Origin of the sequence: Desulfosporosinus fructosivorans, assembly GCF_004766045.1 — a bacterium.
In the GTDB taxonomy this organism is placed as follows: Bacteria; Bacillota; Desulfitobacteriia; order Desulfitobacteriales; family Desulfitobacteriaceae; genus Desulfosporosinus; species Desulfosporosinus fructosivorans.
Window position 1 is genome coordinate 275,682 of the sequence record NZ_SPQQ01000003.1, and the last position, 23,544, is coordinate 299,225.

The window sequence follows — 23,544 nt, forward strand, 5'->3', positions numbered from 1 at the left end:
TCAAAAAGCTCATACTTAATCAATAAAAATTAGCAATAACCCCATGACGATACAAGATTGTACTAAATCACAAACCCCAAGTATTCACCATATGGAATACAGGGGTTTGTTTAATATCTGCCAGTGTAATTTAAGTATCTTAGGCCTGTCCATATATATGGGGGAAAGTATTCCAACGCGGATTGAAATGTAATTCTTATCTATAACTGAACTAATAACGTTATTTGAAGAAACCTCAGATATGCTATAATATAGACTGAGTGAAAAGACTTTTTAGGTATAACTTATGGAGGAAATACTTAATGAATTATGTATTCGCATTCTTTTTCGTTTTTATCATCGTATATTCTATTATCCCGATATTAAAGCGCGTTTCATTAAAACTCAATTTTGTCGATAAGCCAACAGAAAGAAAAAAGCATAATGAACCTATTCCACTGCTGGGCGGTGTAGGAATATTTATCGGATTTTTATGTGGTTATGTTACTTTTGTTAGACCCATCAATAGAGAATTCATTTTTGTAATTATTGCTTCTGTTTTGATTTTGCTAATTGGAATTGTTGATGATTGGTTTAAGACATTAGGCAAAGAATTCCCAGTGTGGCCCAGACTTATTGTGCATATTTTTGCAGCGGTCATTATTTATTCCTCTGGAATTGTATTTTATGGATTTACAAATCCTTTAACACACCAATATATTGTTCTCCCAGTATTTTTGCAGTTTGTTTTAACTATTATGTGGATTTTAGGAGTTACGACGGTTATTAATTGGTCCGACGGCATGGATGGTCTCGCGGGAAGTTTATCTGCAATTGCCGGCTCCACTTTGTTTGTTGTTGCATTAGCAAAAGGTCAACATGACTCAGCTTTAATGTCAGCATTAATTGTCGGTGCGGCACTGGGCTTCCTGAGGTATAATAAACATCCTGCTCAAATCTTCATGGGTGATTCTGGTGCGAATTTTTTGGGATTTATTTTAGGAATTGTTGCTCTGAATGGTGCTTTTAAGCAAGCTACTTTAATTTCCATATCAATCCCTGTATTGGCCTTGGGGGTGCCGATTTTTGACAATCTTTTTGTTGTATTCAAAAGATTTTCTAAAGGAGAACCGATTTATAAGGCAGATGCAGGCCAAATACATCATAGATTGCTTTCTTCTGGGTTAAACCAGAAACAAGTGGTAGCTTTCATTAGTTTAATGGGTATCTGCTTTAGTCTATTATCTATTGTCATTTTACTGTTAAAGGTGTAAGTTCATTCATCTTAGGGTCTTCCAATTCTATGGGAGACTCTGATTTCATGTACAGATACTTGGCAATATAAATAGTGCCTATTCTACTAATGCGTAAGAGAGACTTGATGGAGTTCTAAGACTCCATTTGTACAAGTGGAGTCTCAGAATCGGATAATACAAAATACTTATAGGTTTGTTGTTATTATAAATCTTCAAATATGTTAGTATTAAAATTATACTCACTAGGCTGTAGTAGCGTGTTCCTCTGCTGGTTATTCTTTTAATTTGGGAGGATCCTGAAAAAAATAATGTTGAAGGATGAGATATTATGACATCTATGATAAGGAATTTTCGACGAAAGTCCCTAAAATTAATTTAAATATGGGAATAATTGGCGAACGGTGTATAAAAAGACTATGAATACATTATTAATTAGCAAAACCAGTTATTCAATTCAAATATTTATGTTACAATTTTCAACATAGAAAACTGTCGACCTAAGTGAACTCGTTCAACTATAGTTGAACATCAACCTTCATACGGGATACCACTCCAACTTTTAGAAGTAGGAGATTCACGATTGGATAAAGGGTGTGTAGTGTATTATGCAAAGTTATGGTTTACCAAAGAAACAGGGTCTTTACGATCCAGCTTTAGAACATGATGCTTGCGGTATGGGATTTGTCGTAAATATCAAGGGTGAAAAGTCTAATAACATTATAGATGAGGCCTTAACTGTGCTGGAAAATTTAAGCCACAGAGGGGCAAGTGGAGCAGATGAAAATACAGGAGACGGCGCTGGAATACTGATCCAGATACCTCACGATTTTTTCAAAAGAGAATGTGATGTGCTGGGATTTGATTTGCCGGAAAAAGGTAGCTACGGCGTCGGTATGGTATTTGCACACAGGTATGAGGATTTTAGAAAAACGCAGATAGAAACCTTTGAAAAAATCGTTGTGGAGGAAGGTCAGAAGATCCTAGGTTGGCGAGAAGTTCCAATCGATAAGACCACAATTGGCGAAGGTGCAAAAGCTGCAATGCCCAGATTAATCCAGGTTTTTATAGAGAAAGATCCTAGCATATCGGATCATATGGATTTTGAAAGAAAGCTTTATATTATCAGAAAGAGGGCAGAAAAAGTTATCGTTCCGATGTGTGAAGACAAGGGGGGCGCATTCTATATCGCCAGCCTCTCCTCAAAGACCATCGTGTATAAAGGAATGCTTACAGCAGAACAACTAAGAAATTTCTACCTTGACCTTGCAGATCTAGATTTCACATCTGCGCTGGCGATGGTTCATTCAAGGTTTAGCACCAACACCTTCCCAAGTTGGGAGAGAGCACATCCCAATCGATATATCGTTCACAACGGGGAAATCAATACTATTAGAGGGAACGTCAACTGGATGAAGGCGAGACAGAAATGTATCGATTCACCGCTTTTTGAGGATCTCAAAAAAGTATATCCTATTGTCGACGAGTCTGGTAGTGACTCTGCGATGTTCGACAATAGTCTTGAATTCCTTCACCTTACTGGACGATCGCTTCCACATGTTGTGATGATGATGATTCCTGAGACCTGGGAAAAGAATGAGCAGATGTCAAAGGAAAAGAAGGACTTTTACCAATTCCATGACTACTTAATGGAGCCTTGGGATGGGCCGGCGGCAATGGGCTTTTCTGACGGTGTAGTTATCGGCGGAGTCTTAGACAGAAACGGACTCCGACCTTCTCGATACTATGTAACTAAAGATGATAAGGTCATCCTAGCTTCGGAAGTTGGGGTTTTGGACATCAAGCCTGAAAACATAAAATATAAAGGCCGACTTGAGCCGGGCAAAATGTTGCTGATTGATACCGAAGCGCAAAGAATCATCTCCGACGAAGAACTCAAAGAAAGTGTCTCGATATTACATCCCTATGCAGAATGGAATAACCGGCATATAGTTCATCTGAGCGATCTACCGGTTGAGAAAATCCAGAATGAGGGAGTAGCGGAAGACCTGTTAAAGCAACAGAAAGCCTTTGGATATACGTATGAGGATATAACGTCAACAATACAACCTATGGTGATACAAGGCGTTGATCCGATTGGAGCCATGGGCATGGATTCGCCGCTTGCAGTATTATCTGAGAAACCTCAGATGCTATACCTTTACTTCAAACAGCTTTTTGCCCAGGTCACCAATCCCCCTATTGACGGAATAAGAGAAGAAATCGTGACTTCAAGCAGCATTCTCCTTGGGGATACTGGCAACCTGCTAGATCCTGATCAAAGAAATTCAGCGAGTATCTTCTTGGAGCATCCGATCCTTTCCAATGAACAGCTGAATACGATTAAGCAACTCGACAATGACAAGCTAAAAACAGTGACATTATCCATCCTTTATAAAGCCTCTAAAGGGGTAAAGTCGATGGAAAAGGCTTTGGATAGAGTTTATAGAGAAACGGATAAAGCGATCAGCGAAGGAGCTAATATTATTATCCTTTCTGACCGAGGGGTTAATGAGAATTATGCAGCCATTCCAGCACTTTTGGCGTCTTCAGGGCTTCACCACCACTTGATCAGAAAAGAGATCAGGACCAACATGGGAATCGTACTCGAATCCGGAGAACCAAGAGAAGTGCACCATTTCTGTACCCTCATTGGATATGGTGTTACCGCCATTAATCCGTATCTAGCTTATGAAACTATTAAGGATCTTTCCCAGAAAGCGTTGCTGGACGGATTAACTTATGAAGAAGGTATAAAGAACTTCATTAAGGCTTCTGTAAAAGGCATTCTTAAAGTTCTTACTAAAATGGGTATTTCAACGGTGCGTAGCTACCATGGAGCCCAAATTTTTGAGGCTGTCGGTCTTAAAAAAGATTTCATCGACAAATATTTTACGATGACCCCTTCAAGAGTGGAAGGCATTGGACTTGAGGAAATTGCTCTGGAAAATCAAATGCGGCATGAAAGCGCCTATCTTGAAAATTCACCGTATACAGATACGTTGGAAGTTGGTGGGTGTTTCCAGTGCAAAGAGGACGGAGAAATCCATCTTTACAATCCTGAAACCATCTACATGCTTCAAAAAGCATGCAGGGAAGGAAATTACACACTCTTTAAAGATTTCTCTAAGAAGGTAAATGATGTAAACATATGCACGCTACGGAATCTTCTTGATTTTAAGTGTAATGCAGGGGATACGATTCCGATCGAAGAAGTGGAATCGGTTGATTCAATCGTCAGAAAGTTTAAGACCGGGGCAATGTCCTATGGCTCAATCAGCAAGGAAGCCCATGAATGTCTGGCGATCGCAATGAATAGACTGGGTGGAATGAGCAACACTGGTGAAGGCGGAGAGGATCCCGAACGATTCACTGTGATGGCTAATGGGGACACTAAAAACAGTGCCATCAAGCAGGTTGCCTCAGGACGCTTCGGCGTGACCAGTAACTACTTGGTAAATGCTAAAGAGATACAGATAAAAATGGCTCAGGGAGCAAAACCCGGTGAAGGTGGCCAGCTTCCAGGACGTAAGGTTTATCCGGAAATTGCCAAAGTAAGGCATTCAACGCCAGGCGTCGATCTTATTTCACCACCCCCACATCATGATATCTACTCGATTGAAGATTTGGCGGAACTCATTCATGACCTTAAAAATGCTAACAAAGATGCGCGGATTAGCGTCAAGCTCGTTTCTGAAGTGGGTGTAGGGACAATTGCTGCAGGGGTAGCCAAAGGAAAAGCGGATGTCATACTGATCAGCGGATATGACGGAGGAACAGGGGCTTCTCCGAGAACAAGCATTAGAAATTCAGGTCTTCCATGGGAACTTGGGCTTTCCGAAACGCATCAGACATTAGTTCTTAACAAGTTAAGGGACAGGGTAGTAGTGGAAACTGATGGCAAGTTGCTGTCAGGTAGGGATGTTGTGATCGCGGCAATGCTTGGGGCCGAAGAATTCGGCTTTGCGACAACCCCTCTTATTGCCTTAGGATGTGTGATGATGAGGGTTTGCAACCTCAATACATGCCCTGTAGGGATAGCTACTCAAGATAAAACGCTAAGAAAAAACTTTACAGGTAAACCCGAATATGTAGAGAACTTTATGCGATTTGTCGCTCAGGAAATGCGCGAAATTATGGCTAGACTGGGCTTTAGAACAATCACTGAAATGGTTGGACGGACAGATAGACTTAAAACTAAAGAGAATATTAAGCATTGGAAAGCAACAAATCTTGATCTGTCTCAGATTCTGTATCAACCCTATGCTGGTGCCGATGTCAGTCGATTCAACACCCAGTCACAGAACCATATGCTGGAAAAATCACTTGATATGAAAAAACTACTGAGGATGTGCAGGCCAGCGATCGAGACCCAGAAACCCATAAGGGCTAAGCTGAAGATTAATAATGTCGACAGGGTTGTCGGAACCATCGTCGGAAGTGAAATTTCGAAGCGCTATGGCGTCAATGGACTTCCCGAAGATACTATTAAACTTACCTTTGTAGGCTCAGCAGGACAGAGCTTTGGAGCATTTATTCCCAAAGGAATGTCTCTCAAACTGGAAGGCGATTCTAATGATTATTTAGGAAAAGGCCTTTCCGGTGGCAAAATTGTGGTATATCCTCCCAAAACGTCTGACTTTGACCCGGAGAAAAATATTCTAATCGGAAATGTGGCCTTTTACGGAGCAACTTCAGGAGAGGCCTATATCAACGGAATCGCTGGGGAACGATTCTGCGTGAGGAATAGCGGAATTAAAGCAGTTGTTGAAGGTGTAGGTGACCATGGTTGTGAGTATATGACAGGCGGTAAAGTGATCGTTTTGGGCAAAACAGGAAGAAACTTTGCAGCTGGAATGTCGGGTGGTGTAGCCTATATTCTGGACTTTGACGAAATATACTGCAACAAGTCCCTAGTTCTACTGGAAAAAATCGAATCTGAAGAAGAATTGCATGAGATCAAGATCATGATTGAAAAACATGTGGAGTATACCGACAGTCCATTGGGTAAGCGGGTTCTTGAGGACTGGAAAGGTTACGCGCAGAGATTCAGTAAAGTCATTCCTAAGGATTACAAACGCATGCTTGAAAGCATTGATAAGGCTCACAAGGCGGGTTTCGGCGGTGAAGAAGCCTTAATGGTCGCTTTCGAAGAGAGTCTTAAAAATTAGCGAACTATAAGAGTGAACTCGTTCAGCTTAGCTGAACATCAAGACTTCAGATACGAAGAATCCACCCCCACCCGAAGTGGGGGTCTTGAAAAGGTGGGACCTACAATGGGAAAAGCGACTGGATTTTTAGAGTATGAAAGAGTAAATCCGAAGAAACGTCCTCCAGAAGAAAGAATCAAAGATTGGCAGGAACTAAGGCTTCCCCAGGATCTTGAGGCCGTAAAAACTCAGGGCGCGAGATGTATGAACTGTGGAGTTCCTTTTTGCAATGGCGGAGTTCTGTTAAACGGCATGGCAGCAGGATGTCCTGTGCACAATCTTATTCCGGAGTGGAATGAGCTAGTTTATAAAGGACAGTGGGAGGCCGCTTACAAACGGTTGATTAGAACCAACCCGTTTCCAGAGTTTACGGGGAGAGTATGCCCTGCGCCTTGTGAAGGATCATGTACAGAAGGCTATATTATGGATTCCGTTACTATCAATAATCTTGAATATGAAATTATTGAGAAAGCCTTTGCCGAAGGCTGGGTAGTGCCAAGAAAAACCAAAGTTACCTGGAGAAAAATTGCTATTGTCGGTTCAGGTCCAGCCGGACTGTCAGCAGCCTATTATTTAAATATTGTAGGTCATGACGTAACGGTTTACGAGAGAAACGACAGAGCTGGTGGCTTGCTGATGTACGGGATTCCTAACATGAAGCTCGAAAAACGAATCGTGGAAAGACGCATCGAGCTGATGAAGGCATCCGGAATCCAATTCGTGCTCAATACAGAGGTAGGCAAGGACATTCTTGCTCAGACATTGCTTGATCAGTATGATGCGGTTGTGCTGTGTGCTGGGGCAACCAAGTCGCGGGGGCTGGATGTTGAGGGGAAAGAACTTAAGGGAGTTCATTTTGCGATAGATTTCCTGAAGGCCAATACTAAAAGCCTCCTAGACTCCGAACTTGAGGACGGCAACTATATAAGTGCCAAGGGCAAGAAGGTTATCATCCTTGGTGGTGGGGATACCGGAACTGACTGTGTCGCGACCTCCATACGACATGGGTGCGAGAGCGTCCACCAGTTCGAAATTATGCCCGAACCGCCTGAAAGGAGAATAGCGGAGTCTAATCCATGGCCGGAATGGCCTCTGAAGCTTAAAGTGGATTACGGCCAGGAAGAGGCCATAAGTCTTTATGGGAAAGATCCGAGAAATTACCTTATCTCCACGAAAAAGATTATGGGAAATGAGAACGGTGAGGTCAAGGAGGTTCATACTGTAGAAATTACTTGGGTTAAGAATTCCTCTGGAAGAATGGTTCCTCAAGAAGTTCCGGGCAGCGAAAAAGTATGGCTTGCAGACCTTGTGCTACTTGCTATGGGATTTTTAGGACCGGAAGATACGATTCCGAATGAGCTAATGCTTGAGAGAGATTCCAGAAGCAATGTGCAAGCGGAATACGAGGTTTTCGAGACCAATGTGGAGAAGGTATTCACCGCAGGCGATATGAGAAGAGGGCAGAGTCTCGTTGTTTGGGCTATCCAAGAAGGAAAGCTTGTGGCACGGGAAGTTGATAAATTTTTGATGGGCAAGAGCGTGCTAAAATAGGGAGACCTCACATTAGCACCGCTCATCGGAAGCTCGCGGACCAAACTAGTTGTTCAATCGCCTAATGAATGTGGGCGGGTTCCCGACAAATTCGCCACGACGGTCATGGTTTAATATAAACAAAATCAAACCCATGTATGTGCTATCAGGAAGGGCACACATGGGTTTGATTTTGTTTGCGGAGTGAATGCTAATAGTGACTGATTGTCACAGACCGCATTTCATATTTCATTTAAAAGTTAGCTTAGTAAGCCAACTTTTACTATACTTGAAGATATTTTTGCTATATAATGAGAAATAGACATGAAACTCCATAATATTAATTATTTCTTAATAATATTATACCACAAAGCTATATGAATGTCAAATGGGTTTTTAAGATTATGAGTTTAGGAGTGTGATTCCAATGGACCTTTATCATGAAAATCATCAAGAGGAAATTGAGTACCTTAGGGAAACAATCGCTTTTATTAAGGAAGAGGTGGAAAGGGAAGAGGGCGATTTAGCAGAGAAAAAGAGTGATTTAATTGCCGCTAGAAAGGATGTGTATGAAAACACTGTTCATATTTCGAGCGACTTTGAGAGTCTTGTTGATATGAACCTATATCATTCGCAGATTAATAATCAAATCTCTAATTACAATACAAATTCACAGCGTATTAAGAAACTCAAGAAAATGATAAGCACTCCTTACTTTGGACGGTTTGACTTTATAGAAACGGGTTTTAGTGAAAAAGAAAAAATCTACATCGGACTTTACAATTTAATGGATAGGAACACAGGTCAAGTATACGTTTATGATTGGCGCGCGCCCATTTCAAGCGTATTTTACAGGTACGAATTGGGTAAAGCAATGTATGACACTCCGGTAGGGATTAGTCGGGGAGATGTTTCGTTGAAAAGGCAGTATCAAATACGAAATTCTAAGCTCAAATACTTTTTTGATTGTAGTGTTAGGATCACCGACGAAATACTGCAGGAAGTATTAAGTCATAATACTTCCCCTAAAATGAAAAATATTATAGAAACTATTCAAAAGGAACAAGATGTAATTATTAGGGATAGGGAGCATGAGCTTTTAATCGTACAAGGTGTAGCGGGGAGTGGCAAAACATCGATTGCCCTGCATAGGATTGCTTTCCTTCTTTATGAAGGTCTTAATTCCAATCTACAGTCTAATAATGTCATCATCATTTCCCCCAACGCCGTTTTTAGTCACTATATTTCAAGTGTCCTCCCCGAGCTCGGAGAAGAAAACGTGAGGCAAAGCATTTTCGATGATCTGGTACTAGATGCTTTTAAAGGCAGGTTTGGTGAAGAAACTAGGGATATGCAGCTTGAAACATTGATACATTCCCGTGCGAAGAACGAAGGAGACCCAAGGTGGCAAAGCATCGATTTCAAAGGTTCAAGGATGTTTAAGCAAATTCTTGATAGACTATTATGGCATTATGCGCATAGTCTCATTGTCTTCGAGGATGTATACTATAACGGAACGATTATTGCGACGAGGCAACAGTTAAAGAACCGTTTTTTACACAATGAGATTGGTATTCCAATGGCAAAACAGCTCAAAATAATCGAAAAGACACTCTTAGAAAAGGTCCACCCCTTACAGAAAAAAAGGCTCAAACGATTGGAAAAGATTGTTGCAAAAAGTGAAGGACATGAATTTGAGATAAAGTCATTCAGCCGATTATTAGCGATTAAACAAGCCAAGGCATTTCGGGAACGAATTCAAAGATTTACGAACGTTGATTATGGTCAGTTATACGAGCTGCTTTTCAATAACCGTGGGCTTTTGGTTAAGCTGTCGCGAGGTCTAGGACTTCCAGAGAATATTGAAGAAATTGTTACAACAACTCAACAAAATCTTCAAAAGGGACAAGTGCACTATGAGGATTATGCGCCACTTCTTTATCTTAAGTTAAAAATCGAAGGGAATCATTTGTTTTCCGAAATTAAACATGTGGTCATTGATGAAGCGCAGGACTACTTTCCCCTGCAATATGAGGTTTTTAAACTTTTGTATAAAAATGCGACTTATACGGTCCTGGGAGATATTCAGCAGACGATTGAAAAGACGATAGACCGCACCCTCTATGAGGATATTTCAGAGATACTCAATAAACGCAACACGGTTAAGCTGTCATTAGATAAAGGGTATAGATCAACTCGTGAAATCAACACCTTCACGCAGAAGCTTCTAGATGAAGGTACCAAACAAAATCATTGTTCTATTGAACGGCATGGTGAAGAACCTTTGGTTCTCCATCGAGAAACATCTGAGTCGATTGATGAGGCTATCATCAAGGATATTGCTCATTTTACAGAGCAAGGGTATGAATCCATAGCCGTAATTTGTAAAACTCAGAATGATGCAGAAAAGGTGTATTGCCGGCTGAAAAAATCAGTGCAAATTACGCTTATTAAACCACGGGGCGGAGAAGTAATAAAAGGTGCCTTGGTCATTCCATCTTATATGGCGAAGGGATTAGAATTTGATGTTGTGATCGTTTACGATGTTAATAAGGAAAACTATTCGAGCGATTTTGATCAGAAATTACTCTACATTGCTTGTACGCGAGCGCTCCACCGGCTCGTTATTTATTATCAAGGAGATAAGAGCCCATTGATTTAAGAGGTTATGCAAAGTGACAGCCCCCTTGTCTTTAATTAGACAGGGGGGCTGTTGGGTTATTGTGTAGAAGTGCTACGTTTATATATTAGTCCGGTAACCGTGAAAGTGCTTTTTTGTTACACACAATCACTAAGATGTCTTTTTCCTCGATGGCTTCGTCCGCTCCCGGCGCAATAACAATCTGATCTACACCTTTTTTGATAGCCACTACATTAATCTTATAAACCGCCCGCAAATTTAATTTTCCAAGGGTTTTGTTAATAAACTCAGTTGGAGCAATAATTTCAAAAATGCTGTAATCTAAGGACAATTCTATAAAATCCATGACATTTGTTCTAATTAGATTATTGGCCAAGCGGATGCCCATATCTTGTTCCGGATAAACGATTTTATCTGCCCCAATTTTTTCCAAAACCTTCCCGTGCTGAACTGATTGGGCTTTTGCGACAACATAGGGTATTCCCATTTCTTTGAGCATCAAGGTGATTAGTATGTTTGCCTCAAGGTCATCCCCGATCGCTACGATAGCTACATCAAAATTCCGTACACCTAATGCCCTGAGCGTCTCCTCTTCACGCGCGTCGGCCTGTACCGCTTGGGTCACATCCTGCGTTATGACTTGAACGGCATGTTCGTCCTTATCCATCGCTAAGACATCGTGGCCTAGTGTATTGAGGGTTTTAGCAACACTCGTTCCGAAACGGCCTAAGCCAATTACCACAAATTGTTTGCGCACTGATTTTTCCTCCTAGCCAATCATGATTCGTTCATCCGGATACTTGATTTGGGTGGATAGCTTATTGCGTTTTTGGGTTAGGAAAAAGGCTAGGGTCAACGGACCCACTCTTCCGATAAACATCGTTAAAGCGATGGCGATTTTACCGGCTACTGAAAGATGGGGAGTGATTCCTAGAGAAAGACCTACCGTTCCGAAGGCGGACGTCACCTCGAAAAGTAAAGTCTGTAAATCTGAATTTTCCGAGTGCGAAAGTATCGATAATACTATGAAGATCAAAAATATTGCTGAAGTTGTAATAGCCCAAGCCTTAGCAATTACTTCCCTAGGTATAGTTCGGCCCTTTAAAACAACATGAAGATTATTTCGGTACGTACTCAATACAGATAGAATTATCGCTATAAACGTCGTAGTTTTAATCCCCCCGCCCGTTGAACCAGAGGAAGCACCAATAAACATGAATACAATCATAGAAAGTAAGGTAGTCTCATACATATTTGAAATGTCTATGGTGTTAAATCCTGCTGTCCGAGTAGTCACCGATTGAAAGAAAGCGGCTAAAACCTTTGTACCTATGGGAAGAGGGCCTAAAGTCTTGGGATTTGCAAATTCCATGATTAAAATAAACACCGCCCCAAATAAGATCAAAGCTCCAGAAACCTGTAGGACTATTTTCGTATGAAGTCTTAACTTTTTCTGAGGTGTTAGTAGGTCCGCCAAAACAATAAAGCCTAACCCTCCCAAAATAATCAAAAGCATGATGGTAATATTAATAATGGGATCACCGACGAAAGCAGTAAGGCTGGAAAAGTTACCAAAGAGATCAAACCCTGCATTATTAAAAGCTGAAATAGAGTGAAAGATACCATAATAAAGTGCTTTACTCCACCCAAAATCAGAATACCAACGTAAGGTTAGAATGAGGGCACCCATTGTTTCAATAGCAAAGGAAATCTGTAGGACAGACTTCGTTAATCGAACAATACCTTCAACTGAAACTTGGTTTAGGGCCTCTTGCAACAACAAGCGTTCCTTAAAGGTGATTTTCTTCCCTAAAATCATGGCAAACAGGGTGGCAAAAGTCATAAAGCCGAGACCACCCACTTGAATCATTAAAAGGATGACCCATTGCCCAAAGTACGTAAAGGTGGTTGCTGTATCCACAACCACTAACCCTGTAACGCAAACTGCCGAGGTAGCTGTAAAGACGGCATTCAAAAAAGGTAAGCCCAATCCATCCTGAGTTGCTTGTGGTAAGGCCAGTAATAAAGCTCCCAACAGAATAACTGCAGCAAAGCCAAAAACTAAGACTCGAGCTGGTGTCATGATTTTCCCAAGTGTGTTCAATCCCTTTTCCCTCCAAGTAAGTCATTAGAGCAAGCGATATCCAACTCCCGGTTCGGTGATAATATGGTGTGGGCGGGATGGGTCACGTTCGAGCTTTCTTCTGATCTGACCAATGTAAACTCGTAAATACTGTACTTCCTTCTCATAGGACGGTCCCCATACAGTACGAAGTAAATAACTATGGGTTATAACCTTTCCTGTATTGATCGCCAGATTTTTTACAATCTCATATTCCGTTAAGGTAAGCTTGATCTCCTCATCATCCCGTGTGACCCGGCGATGTAATAAATCAAGGGTCAAGTCCTCAAAATGTAAAACCGGCTGTTCCTCCACTCCGACAGTGTGGCGCATTGCCGCTCGAATTCGAGCTAGCAATTCACCCATACCAAAGGGTTTCGTGACATAGTCATTCGCACCTAAGTCCAAGGCAGCAATTTTATCACTCTCTTGTTCCTTGACCGAGAGAATGATTATGGGAACTTTAGCCCATTCTCGCAACTGACGCACTACGTCTAGTCCATCGATATCGGGTAAACCTAAATCTAAGACGACTAAGTCCGGGCTGAACATCGCGACAGCCTCAAGACCCTCTCTGCCTGTCCTGGCTTCTTTAACAAAATATCCATGACTGGTTAAGGCCACCCGTAGAAATCTCCTAATCTGTGTGTCGTCATCAATAATCAAAATTCGCTGACCTTTGTTTTCCATCTTACTCTCCCTCACTCATCTCAGGCACTATCCCAAACGATTGCTCGGTTAACGGTAAGGTAAATGTAATTGTCACACCACCAAGTTTATTATTTTCGGCCCAAATATCCCCACCATGTGCTTCAATAAGTCCTTTACAGATAGCAAGTCCGAGCCCTGTTCCACTCACCTGTAGAGGGGAACTGAGTCGATAAAACTTATCAAAGACTTTGCTTAAATCCGTCTCAGGAATGCCATGGCCCCGATTAGCGACTACGATCTCTAGTTGCTTTCCTTGTTGCCGGATGGATATCATTATTTTGCTAGAGGCTTCGGAGTACTTAAGTGCATTATCTAGCAGGTTGATCAAAACCTGTTCTATTAAAATCCCATCGGCTTGCACCAAAGGCAAACCTTCCTGGATATCAATGCCCAATGGTCGTCGAGTTAAGGTGTTTCCGAGCCTATTGATTGCTACTCCAACGATATCTTGTAGATCGCACCATTCTTTATTTAGGCGAAGCATGCCACTTTCTAGCCGGGCCATATCTAATAAGTTACTAATAAATCGATTCATTCGTTCAGCCCCATGTAGAATCGTTTTATGCAACTCAATGCGGGCCTCAGGGCCAAAGACCAGATTTTGGTCTTCTAAAAGTCCAGTGACAGCTCCGATGATGGAAGCGAGGGGTGTCCGCAAATCATGCGAAAGTGAATTAAAAAGTGCTGTGCGTAAACGTTCAGACTCTACTAAAGAAAGAGACTCTCTGGCTTGTTCTGCCAATTTTACTCGATTGATGGCCATGGCCGATAGTCCCGTAAAGGCTTCTAATAAGCGAATTCGCTCAGAGTCAAATTGCGCTTTACTATCCTTGATATATATTCCAAGAACTCCTTGGGTTCCCTGTTCTGTACTTAGTGGCAAATATAGGGCTTGAGCATTTTCTGAAGTCTCAGTACCATTACCCGCTTTTAGTCCTCTTTCAAAGACCCAGGTGGCAACAGAAAGTTCATGTTTATCTAAGAAATTGTTAAGTCCAGAGTCCTTCCTGAGCACCAATTGAGCTTTTTCATTAGGTAAAAGTAAGAGAACTTGCCCTTCTAATGTCTTGGAGACATTACTAACGATGCAATCTAACACAGCATCTAGATTATCGACTGCAGCGATATCACGGCTTAGAGAATAAAGTGCTGAGATGTTATTTTCTCGCTGTCGAGAATAATTTATCTGTTTTTTTAATCGATCCGATAGAGTTCCAGTAATCAAACCGACCAACATGAAAATACCAAAGCTAATTAGATAACGAAAATCCGCAACAGTAAATTGAAAGAATGGAGGAACAAAGAAAAGATCAAAGGCAATCGTCGTCATTAACGCAGTTACAATGGCAGGTAGGGTTCCCCAGAGGGCAGCACTTATTAGAATAGGAAGAAGATAGGTCAAAGAAATATTGACCAAGCCTAAAAATGGATTAACTAAGGCAAACACTAAAGTCATGACAACGACCATGAGACTTGATGCCAAATAAGGAATTACCTCCGTCAAACTGCACCGTTGCGTTTTAGTTCTTACTTCTTCCTCTTTCTTCCCTAACTGAATTTCAAGTGCCTTTGACTCTTGTTGACACCCAGGAATAACATGAATACTAATACCCTGGCTTCGCCGAATCACTTTATCCACTACCGATCCATGAATTATCTCCCAGAAACGAGTATGCTCAGGCTTTCCAATAATTATCTGGGAAATATTGCGTTTCTTTGCCAGTTCCAAAATTGCTTCGGCGATACTATTTCCGGTTAGCCCGATTATTTCTGCCCCCAGTTCCTCCGCTAACCGAAGATTGTTGGCCATAGAATCTTTTTCAGACTCACTAGGGAAGCGGCGTAGGGTTTCGACATGAACGGCAAATAATTCCCCTTGAACCTTCTCTGTCATTCTTTTTGCAATCCGAATCAACTGAGCTGAGAAGGGACTAGCACTTATGCAAACTAGAATCCTTTCTCCCGTTGGCCACTGTCCGTCGATCCCATGGGCTCGCCTATAAGACTCTAGCTGACGATCCACTCGTTGCGCTGTATAGCGAAGGGCCAATTCCCTGAGAGCATTGATATTGCCAGGTCGATAAAATTTTTTAAAATCTTCTTTTTCCCGATTAGGAACATAGACTTTACCATCTTTCAACCTTTGAATTAACTCCTCGGGCGGTATATCAATTAGTTGAATTTGGGACGCAGTTTCTAAGACTTGATCAGGAACTGTTTCCCGTACGGTAACACCTGTTATTTGAGTTACTATATCATTGAGTGTCTCTAAGTCTTGAATATTCAAGGTAGTATAAACGTGTATTCCCGCTGACAATAATTCTTTGACATCTTTGTACCGTTTTTTGTGCCGAGATCCTTCTGCGTTTGTGTGGGCTAGTTCGTCAATCAAGACAAGTTGAGGATGACGTGTCAAGACTGCATCCAAATCCATTTCCAAAGTACCCATAAATTCTTGGGATTTTTTGGGGATGACTGTTAATCCTTTGAGCATAGCCTCGGTATCCACTCTTCCATGAGTTTCTACCAAACCCACAACCACATCTACACCTTCTGACACTCTGCCTAAGGCCGCTTCTAGCATTGCATAAGTTTTCCCAACTCCTGAAGCTGCCCCTAAGAATATTGTTAGGTTTCCCTTTGTCATTTATTTCACCCTCGGTTTTCTGCGTACATCTTATTGTCTAACAAACGCAACTTTTCATACTGAGTGCTGCCTTATTATAAATCTATTATTCATATAAAAGGCGTAAAGATAATAGTGAAGAGCATAAAGAAATTATAAAGATTTTTATCCAATAATAGGTATTCTATCAGAGTAGGTGGTTTAAAAAAGTCTACCCTATTAGGGACATATTTGCAAAGTAAAAACGTATTTGTCCTAGGAAAATTAGCAAAACTCCTTGAAACAATGAAATGACGAATAATAACGTGGTCGAAGGAGTTTACTAAAGTTTTGGAAACTGAGCATAGTTAGCGCATAAAATCCCTTGCTCTATCATAAGTTGTGGCAAGGGGGTAGAGGGTATGTTAGATCTAACCACTTGGATGAGTTATGCATTTTTTGTTCTTTGCCTGGCCCTTGGTTGGGGCGCTGCCGGAGCCCTTGATTTCGATGGAATTTTGCGGCGATCGACGTCTCGGGGGGTGCGTTTTCTACTGCGTGTCGGCGTGGCTTTGGTATTGGCGGAAGGATTTAGAGTTTTTTTAAGCTTTGTGCTTGGCCCTATGCTTGATATGTTTGTTCATCAAAGCATCAATGGTTTTAAGGCGTATTGATCTTTTGTTGAACGTTCACTTAAAAAAATCAATATTACGTATAACCTCTGGAATCTTTCTATAAGGTTTAGGAGGTTTTTCTTTTGAAGAAGCTTTAAGTAATGTCCGTGATGAGTAGGTCAGTATTAATGTGTATGTGCTATAATAGGTAGCAGTTATGGTGAGCGGGATATTCTTTGGATCTTCTGTGGTGATGTTTGCAGTAAAGGGTTTTTGGTTGATAATACAAGTAAGAGTGTTATAATTTTAGAAATTATGATTAGGATTTAAGGAGATACGATGAAGCGAACATGGCGTTTTTGGGTTGCCTTATGGGCTGGTAAAATGATAAATAAGGGACTTTTAGCGACTGGGAAAAAGGGGACAACCTTACCTGGTAAAATCGCTAATTGGATTGATCCTGATATTATGAGGCATCTGAGTGTGGCTTATACGGACGGGATTATTATGATCACAGGGACTAATGGCAAAACAACAACTGCTAATCTCCTCGCAAGCATACTCCGTCAATCCGGGAAAGAGTTTGCTTTTAACCAGGCTGGGGCAAATCTTGTGACTGGAATTACGGGTGCTTTAATCCAAAATACGCGTTGGAACGGTTTTTCGAGGGCGAGTCTTGCTTTACTGGAAGTGGATGAAGCAACGGTGCCTAAATTTTGCGAACAGGTGTCGCCTACCTTGGCTATTGTCACTAATTTCTTTCGTGATCAGCTTGATCGTTATGGAGAGTTGGATACCACTGTTCGTATGGTCAGAGCGTCTCTACCGAAAGAAACTCTCTTGGTGTTAAATGCGGATGATCCTTTGGTTGCCCAGTTTGGTACTGATCATGCGTCTGTGATTTACTATGGAGTGGAACGTACCCCAGATAGTCGTAGTGAAAGCGAAGAAACCAGGGAAGCAAGGTTTTGTCCAGCATGCGGCACTGCCCTTGATTATACGCTTTTTCATTATGGACAATTGGGAATTTTTAATTGCCTAGGGTGTGGATTTCACCGCCCCGAACCGGAAATACTAGCTCAAAAAGTCCGCCTGGAGGAGGGTTTGCTTTTGTTCCAGGTGGGTGTAACTTCATTTACTTTATCTCTACAAGGCTACTATAATTTGTACAACGCGTTGGCAGCAGTTACCGCTGCTCGTCAGCTGAATATAAACGATGTCTTGATTGAAATAGGGTTGCGGGGCTTTATTCCTCAAGCCGGGCGGATGGAACGTTTTTATTTACCAGAAGGGGAAATCACCTTAACTCTCGTGAAAAACCCCACAGGGTTTGATCAAGTGATTCAGACGATGCTTGGAGTTAATAAACCCCTTCGGATTTTAATCGGCATTAATGATTTAGCAGCCGATGGAAGGGATATATCCTGGTTGTGGGACGTCAATTTTGAACGCTTAGGGATGCATGAGGCTTGTATAAATCAAGTGATTTGCACCGGGCTTCGTGCGGAGGACATAGCCTTGAGGCTCAAATATGCAGGAGTATCTGTCGAGAAGCTGGTCATTGAACATACTTTGGCTGATGCGCTCGATCGTTTGCAAGCAAGCAGAACAGTGCAAGAGGTGGCCTTTATCTTACCCACCTATACATTGTTATTTCCGTTGCGTGAGATCCTAGAAGATCGTCAAGAGAAGGCGGGATTGACCGATTCCAAGACGAAGGATCGTGGTGAGGAGGCAAGCGCATGAAAATGAATATTTGCCATCTGTATCCAGATTTACTCGATCTATATGGAGATCGAGGGAATATTTTAGCCTTAGCGGCCCGCTGCCGTTGGCGAGGAATAGAACCAGTAATTCAGCACGCCTCTTTAGGTGAAGACTTGGACTTTATGGGTATGGATATTCTTTTTCTTGGCGGGGGTTCTGATCGTGAACAGGGCCTGCTGGTTCAGGATTTGATGCGGCGGGAAAAGGAACTTCGAAGTGCCATAGAGAATGGTCTGGTCGTTCTATCAATCTGTGGTGGGTATCAAATGTTGGGTAGGTATTATCAAATGGCTAATGGAGAAAAAATTCAGGGGTTGGGCATAATAGATATCTGGACCATCGCTGGAGAGAAGCGTTTAATCGGGAATGTTGTTGTGGAGCTTGATGAACGAGTGCAGAATGTTAACTCGGGTCAAACTGTGGCCCCAAGAGCGACTGGCCTAAAATTAAAAACTTTGGTAGGATTCGAGAATCACTCTGGCAAAACGTATTTAGGTGAAGGGGTTATGCCTTTAGGAAAAGTCTTATTTGGGCATGGTAATAACGGAGATGACCGTGAGGAAGGAGTCCGTTACCGCAATGTCTTCGGCACGTATTTGCATGGACCACTTCTCCCCAAAAACCCACACTTTGCTGATTTGTTATTGACATTAGCGATTTTGAGGCGTGAATCAGAAACTACCTTAAAGAAACTAGACGACAGTTTGGAAGAATTAGCCCATGAGGCGATGCTTAAAAGGTTATTGAAATAACCTTAATTCATTGCTATGGTTGATTTAAGGTAAAAAACAGTATAGCATGATTGATATACTGATATACTATCGTTAGTAAACATTGTTTCTCAATAATTTGGACTTGATTTTTCCCTCTTACCAAAAATTACATGCTGAAATAGCCATAATTTCAAGGGGTTTAGGCTAATTTACCCTTATAGTTCGTTGACACTTTTTTGCATTACTGTCTATAATAGAGTATAGCTTTAGCTAGCTAAATGACTTGGGGGTGCTAATGTGGCAGAAAGTAAGCGGATTATGATCAGTTTGCCGGAAAGTTTGCTTGCGGAAGTGGACGGGATCGTCACTGTTGAGAAACGCAATCGCAGCGAATTTATTCGAGAAGCACTTAACAGCATCCTTCACGAACGTCGGAAAAAAGGAATCCACGAGCAAATGCGTAAAGGATACTTGGAGATGGCGCAACTGAATTTGTCGATAGCTAGGGAGTTGTTTTCTACGGAACAAGAAGTATTAGAGTACTATGAAGAAACGATGGTGGCGTATCAGAGATGATCATAAAACGCGGGGAAATATATTACGCAGAACTTAACCCCGTCGTGGGCTCGGAACAAGGAGGAACTCGTCCAGTCCTCGTGATTCAAAACGACATAGGGAATCAATTCAGCCCGACGACAATTATTGCTGCAATTACTTCTCAGATTGCAAAAGCAAAATTACCCACTCACGTCGAAGTCCGAGCTAAGCGGAGCGGTTTAGAACGGGATTCCGTGATTCTAACAGAGCAGATTCGGACGATTGATAAAAGTCGCCTTAAAGAAAAAGTTGCTGTTTTGGATGAAGAAGTGATGCTTAGGGTTGATCAAGCCATCGAAATTAGTCTGGGACTTGCGGATATTTGAGGAATAAGGCAGCGTGGCGGAGACACAACCGACGCTGTTTTTATTTATTTTTATGACAAGATTTCGTGAGAGGAGACGTGGGTGGGTGTTAAGGAAACCAGTGATTGGAATTACAGCGGCTCATTGTAAGGAAGAACTAAAGACATTTCCGCGGCATTATTATGTTGAGAGTATTCGAAAGGCGGGTGGGATTCCGCTAATTCTTCCGCCAGTCCGGACAACAGAAGAGGCTACTGATGTTTTGAATCTCATTAGCGGTTTGCTTTTAACAGGTGGAGGGGATATTTCTCCCGTGTACTTAAGAGAGGATCCTCAGCGCGAAGTTGGTGAATGTTTTCCCGAACGGGATTTTAGTGAATTATTGCTTTCTCAGTTGGCCATGCAACATGATCTTCCCATTCTAGGTATTTGTCGCGGCATTCAGGTTTTGGCTGTCGCAGCTGGGGGAGAAATCTATCAGGACATTTTCAACCAATATCCTAGTGCGATGCAACATAGCCAAACTGCCCCACGACAATACGCTTGGCATGATGTAAATATCGTAGAGGAATCGCTTCTTTTTCGTCTTCTTAATAAGACGAAAATAAGTGTCAATAGTCTACATCATCAAGCTGTATCAGCAATCCCACAAGGATTTATCCACTGTGCACTAGCCTCCGATGGAATCATAGAAGGGATAGAGAAGCCAGGCGCTAAGTTTTGTCTCGGGGTTCAGTGGCACCCTGAAAGCATGATGGAAACGGAAGCTCACAGCAAGGTCTTGTTTAAAGGCTTTGTTAAAGCATGTATAGCTTAGATGTAGGATAGGCTAGCTAATAATATCTCATTAAATTAGAGATGACTCTTCACAGAGTTCTCTCTAATTTAATGAGCAGAATCCTGAGAAACTTATGTAGAAGGGAGACGACTATGACAGAATCTGAACTCAGTCAACCTATGCTTTCAGTGCAAAACCTTTCTAAGAAATATGGAAAGCACCTAGCCGTCGACCAATTGAACTTTATGCTTCATAGAGGAGAAGTTGTTGGTTTATTAGGCCCTAACGGGGCGGGAAAAAGCACCTTGATCAAATGTATCGTCGGATTGTTGAGGCCGTCCAGTGGTGAGATTCATATTAACGGACATGCCCGGGGATCTCGAGCAGCCCGGCAAACGAGCGCCTACGTTTCGGAAATTCCTCAGCTATATGCCATGCTCTCGGTATGGCAACATCTTCAATTTATTACTAGTGCTTACGAAGTTGAACACTGGGAGGAAAAAGCGGAAGCGTTATTAAAGACGTTTGAAATCTGGGATAAGAAAGATGAATTTGTAAAGACACTTTCTAAAGGAATGCGTCAAAAACTTTCACTTTGCTGTGGCGTGATTTCAAATGCGCAGCTTGTCTTTCTAGATGAACCTATGGTGGGATTAGATCCGAAGGCGATCAAGAACTTAAAGGATCTGATTCAGCAACTGAAAGACGAGGGGAAAACGTTATTCATTAGTACACATTTGCTCGATCCCATTGAGAGCATATGCAACCGTGTAATTGTGCTCAAAAAAGGGAAAATCATTGCCGAAGGTAGTTTAGAAGATTTGCGACACCAGTTAGGGGAAGAACACGCTTCCCTTGAGGAAGTTTTCCTTGAGGTGACAGCTGATGTCTGATTATCTACTGATGCTCAAGTTTGACATGCGGAAGCTCATTAACTATATCGTAGAAATTCGACGTACCCCCAAGAAATTGATCAGCTATTTTTTGTTTGTGGCTTGGATAGTCATTGTCATGTTTCCTCAGTTAAAGAATAAAAAAAGCATTTCTATTGCGATGAATGATACAGTTGTTCAAATTATGTTGGGCGGTTTTGCACTATTGTTGAGTGCTTTTGTTTTCTTCACACTTTTTTCCGCACTTAAGAAACTATCCTATACGTTTGGGATGGGAGATGTGAACTTGCTTTTTCCATCTCCGCTGGAACCTCAACGTATTTTATTTTGGAGTATGTTAAAAAAGATCCCCATTTCGCTTGCTCAGACTGTCCTGCCGGTATTGTTTTTGACCCCGACCCTGTTAAATTTAGGTCTTCGGCCGCAAGGTATCTTTTTTGTTTATGTATCCTTTGTCTCCCTAGCTCTCCTCATGTCTCCACTGGCATTTTTAGTCTTTTTGCTTTCTGTGCGTTACCAAAAAGGACAGTGGGTCGCAAGTATAATAACGTGTTCTGTAATATGGCTGGTTGGCTGCTGGGTTTGGCAGGTTAGAGGAGATCTCAGCCTTCTGAACCTAATAACGGGCTACCAGGCCGGAGGGGTGAGGCAGTTTCCCGTAGTGGGTTGGATACTTCAGGTTGCAGTTGCTGCTTTTTATGGGGCGAGTCGCGACACTTATCTAGCTCTCTTTGGGATCGTGTTAACTTTAGGAATTGTAAATTTTGCAGTGTTTGGACTGGCTAAGGACTATTATGAAGATGTACTTGATCACGCCGCCAAAATTGAAGAAGCCCGTAGTCTTAAAAGGAGTGGTCGCCGACCGCAACTTTCCGACGCCTTTGCTAAGCTTCGCAGGGAACGGAAGATCACTGTCCAAGGAACGTATGCTGAAAGCAAGGCCTTTTTATTTAAACAAATCGTCAGTTACCGCTCAACGGGGTTTAATGAGTATTTCGGTTTTCTAGCTCCGCTGGCGGTGCTGGCTGGAGTATTAATTGGTTTTATGGCTAGCCAGAGAGGGAGTGATCCTTCGGAATGGCTTTTTACTTTCAATGGAATTATCGCATATATCCTCCTTCTCAGCAGCACGACCAGTCCTGTCAGTTCAGAATTGGCGCTACCCTATATTTATGTTCTTCCTGGAACATTTTACAAAAAGATCTTAGCTCTTAATGCTATACCTTTGATACGTTTTGCTATCAATATCTTGCTACTTAATCTAAGCTACACCTTTATGGCCGAGGGGGGTAGGAAGCTTTGGATCGCGGCTATTGCCCTTTCTTTGATTATGGTATCTACTTATTTCGAGTTAGGGAATTCTCTAATTCTAGGAAACGTGCTACTTCCATCCTCCTTAGATCGGAAGATTTTCTATCCCTTACTTATTTTTGTGCAAATCATAGTTATTGCTGTCCCGGCTGGTCTTATCGGAGGGAGCCTTTATTGGATTTTTCGAAGTGAAATAGCCTTCGAGTTAGGAGTTATTCTGGCAAATCTCGGGATTGGCTTTCTGCTCTTAGGATTCTCAGACAAACTGTTTGGCTATATTGAAATGCAGGAGTTTAATGATTCGTAACAAAAACGAAGGCACCTGCCGTCCATAGCAGGTGCCTTCTCCATTTTTGGTGTCGCGCCATCAGCGCGATCTCAATGTCAGCTCATCTGTAGTTTAAAATATGGGTGGTTCTTTGTCAATCCGGAAAAGCATAGATGTATAAGAGATGTGATATTGAGAGAGAAAATTGTATATAATACGCTTATAGAATCAATGTTTCATGTATACA

The 23,544-nt window shown here is 41.8% G+C and carries 16 protein-coding genes; 12 read left to right on the forward strand and 4 right to left on the reverse strand.

All coding sequences use genetic code 11. The annotated features are described in order from the left end of the window. Window positions 1-302: 302 nt before the first annotated feature. The 4 genes from E4K67_RS09480 to E4K67_RS09495 all read left to right on the forward strand — a co-directional run bounded on the left by E4K67_RS09480 (window position 303) and on the right by E4K67_RS09495 (window position 10,634). Entirely contained in the window at window positions 303-1,253 is a 951-nt protein-coding gene (locus tag E4K67_RS09480) for an MraY family glycosyltransferase (protein ID WP_135546170.1), read from the forward strand. Window positions 1,254-1,840: 587 nt separating this feature from the next. After that, window positions 1,841-6,403, forward strand: coding sequence for a glutamate synthase large subunit (gene gltB / locus E4K67_RS09485; protein WP_135546171.1), 4,563 nt, complete (start codon window positions 1,841-1,843; stop codon window positions 6,401-6,403). Window positions 6,404-6,508: 105 nt separating this feature from the next. Further along, on the forward strand, window positions 6,509-7,993 hold the full coding sequence (locus E4K67_RS09490; RefSeq protein ID WP_135546172.1) for a glutamate synthase subunit beta: 1,485 nt from the start codon (window positions 6,509-6,511) through the stop codon (window positions 7,991-7,993). Between the two features lie 406 nt (window positions 7,994-8,399). Further along, a complete protein-coding gene (locus tag E4K67_RS09495) occupies window positions 8,400-10,634 on the forward strand; it encodes a HelD family protein (RefSeq protein ID WP_135546173.1) in 2,235 nt (744 codons plus the stop codon). Window positions 10,635-10,719: 85 nt separating this feature from the next. On the opposite strand, the gene E4K67_RS09500 is transcribed toward E4K67_RS09495, so the two are convergent. The 4 genes from E4K67_RS09500 to E4K67_RS09515 are packed head-to-tail and all read right to left on the reverse strand — an operon-like array spanning window position 10,720 to window position 16,093. After that, window positions 10,720-11,370: a potassium channel family protein gene (locus E4K67_RS09500; protein ID WP_135546174.1), complete on the reverse strand. Its 651-nt coding sequence runs from the start codon at window positions 11,368-11,370 to the stop codon at window positions 10,720-10,722. Window positions 11,371-11,382: 12 nt separating this feature from the next. Beyond that, window positions 11,383-12,717 (reverse strand): TrkH family potassium uptake protein, encoded by a 1,335-nt coding sequence (locus E4K67_RS09505; protein ID WP_199242504.1) that lies wholly within the window; start codon window positions 12,715-12,717, stop codon window positions 11,383-11,385. 24 nt (window positions 12,718-12,741) lie between these two features. After that, window positions 12,742-13,425, reverse strand: coding sequence for a response regulator (locus E4K67_RS09510; RefSeq protein ID WP_135546175.1), 684 nt, complete (start codon window positions 13,423-13,425; stop codon window positions 12,742-12,744). Window position 13,426: 1 nt separating this feature from the next. Then, the gene (locus E4K67_RS09515; RefSeq protein WP_135546176.1) at window positions 13,427-16,093 is read right to left on the reverse strand and encodes a sensor histidine kinase; all 2,667 of its coding nucleotides are present in this window, start codon (window positions 16,091-16,093) and stop codon (window positions 13,427-13,429) included. Window positions 16,094-16,473: 380 nt separating this feature from the next. On the opposite strand from E4K67_RS09515, the gene E4K67_RS09520 reads away from it, so the two are divergent. The 8 genes from E4K67_RS09520 (at window position 16,474) to E4K67_RS09555 (ending at window position 23,336) form a co-directional block, all read left to right on the forward strand. After that, window positions 16,474-16,725 carry a hypothetical protein gene (locus E4K67_RS09520; protein WP_135546177.1) on the forward strand — a complete coding sequence of 84 codons (252 nt, stop codon included), beginning with the start codon at window positions 16,474-16,476 and terminating at the stop codon, window positions 16,723-16,725. Window positions 16,726-17,004: 279 nt separating this feature from the next. Next, window positions 17,005-18,411 carry a Mur ligase family protein gene (locus tag E4K67_RS09525; RefSeq protein WP_135546178.1) on the forward strand — a complete coding sequence of 469 codons (1,407 nt, stop codon included), beginning with the start codon at window positions 17,005-17,007 and terminating at the stop codon, window positions 18,409-18,411. After that, window positions 18,408-19,184 (forward strand): type 1 glutamine amidotransferase, encoded by a 777-nt coding sequence (locus E4K67_RS09530; protein WP_135546179.1) that lies wholly within the window; start codon window positions 18,408-18,410, stop codon window positions 19,182-19,184. The genes E4K67_RS09525 and E4K67_RS09530 overlap by 4 nt, the downstream gene beginning before the upstream one ends. Before the next feature lie 258 nt (window positions 19,185-19,442). After that, window positions 19,443-19,721, forward strand: coding sequence for a CopG family ribbon-helix-helix protein (locus E4K67_RS09535; RefSeq protein ID WP_007778956.1), 279 nt, complete (start codon window positions 19,443-19,445; stop codon window positions 19,719-19,721). Beyond that, window positions 19,718-20,068, forward strand: a complete 351-nt coding sequence (locus E4K67_RS09540; RefSeq protein WP_045574608.1) for a type II toxin-antitoxin system PemK/MazF family toxin — start codon at window positions 19,718-19,720, stop codon at window positions 20,066-20,068. The genes E4K67_RS09535 and E4K67_RS09540 overlap by 4 nt, the downstream gene beginning before the upstream one ends. Window positions 20,069-20,153: 85 nt before the next feature. Continuing rightward, on the forward strand, window positions 20,154-20,864 hold the full coding sequence (locus E4K67_RS09545; RefSeq protein WP_135546180.1) for a gamma-glutamyl-gamma-aminobutyrate hydrolase family protein: 711 nt from the start codon (window positions 20,154-20,156) through the stop codon (window positions 20,862-20,864). A gap of 113 nt (window positions 20,865-20,977) precedes the next feature. Next, window positions 20,978-21,718: an ABC transporter ATP-binding protein gene (locus tag E4K67_RS09550; protein ID WP_199242505.1), complete on the forward strand. Its 741-nt coding sequence runs from the start codon at window positions 20,978-20,980 to the stop codon at window positions 21,716-21,718. Continuing rightward, window positions 21,711-23,336 carry a putative ABC exporter domain-containing protein gene (locus E4K67_RS09555; RefSeq protein WP_135546181.1) on the forward strand — a complete coding sequence of 542 codons (1,626 nt, stop codon included), beginning with the start codon at window positions 21,711-21,713 and terminating at the stop codon, window positions 23,334-23,336. Before E4K67_RS09550 ends, E4K67_RS09555 begins: the two co-directional genes overlap by 8 nt. Window positions 23,337-23,544: the final 208 nt, after the last annotated feature.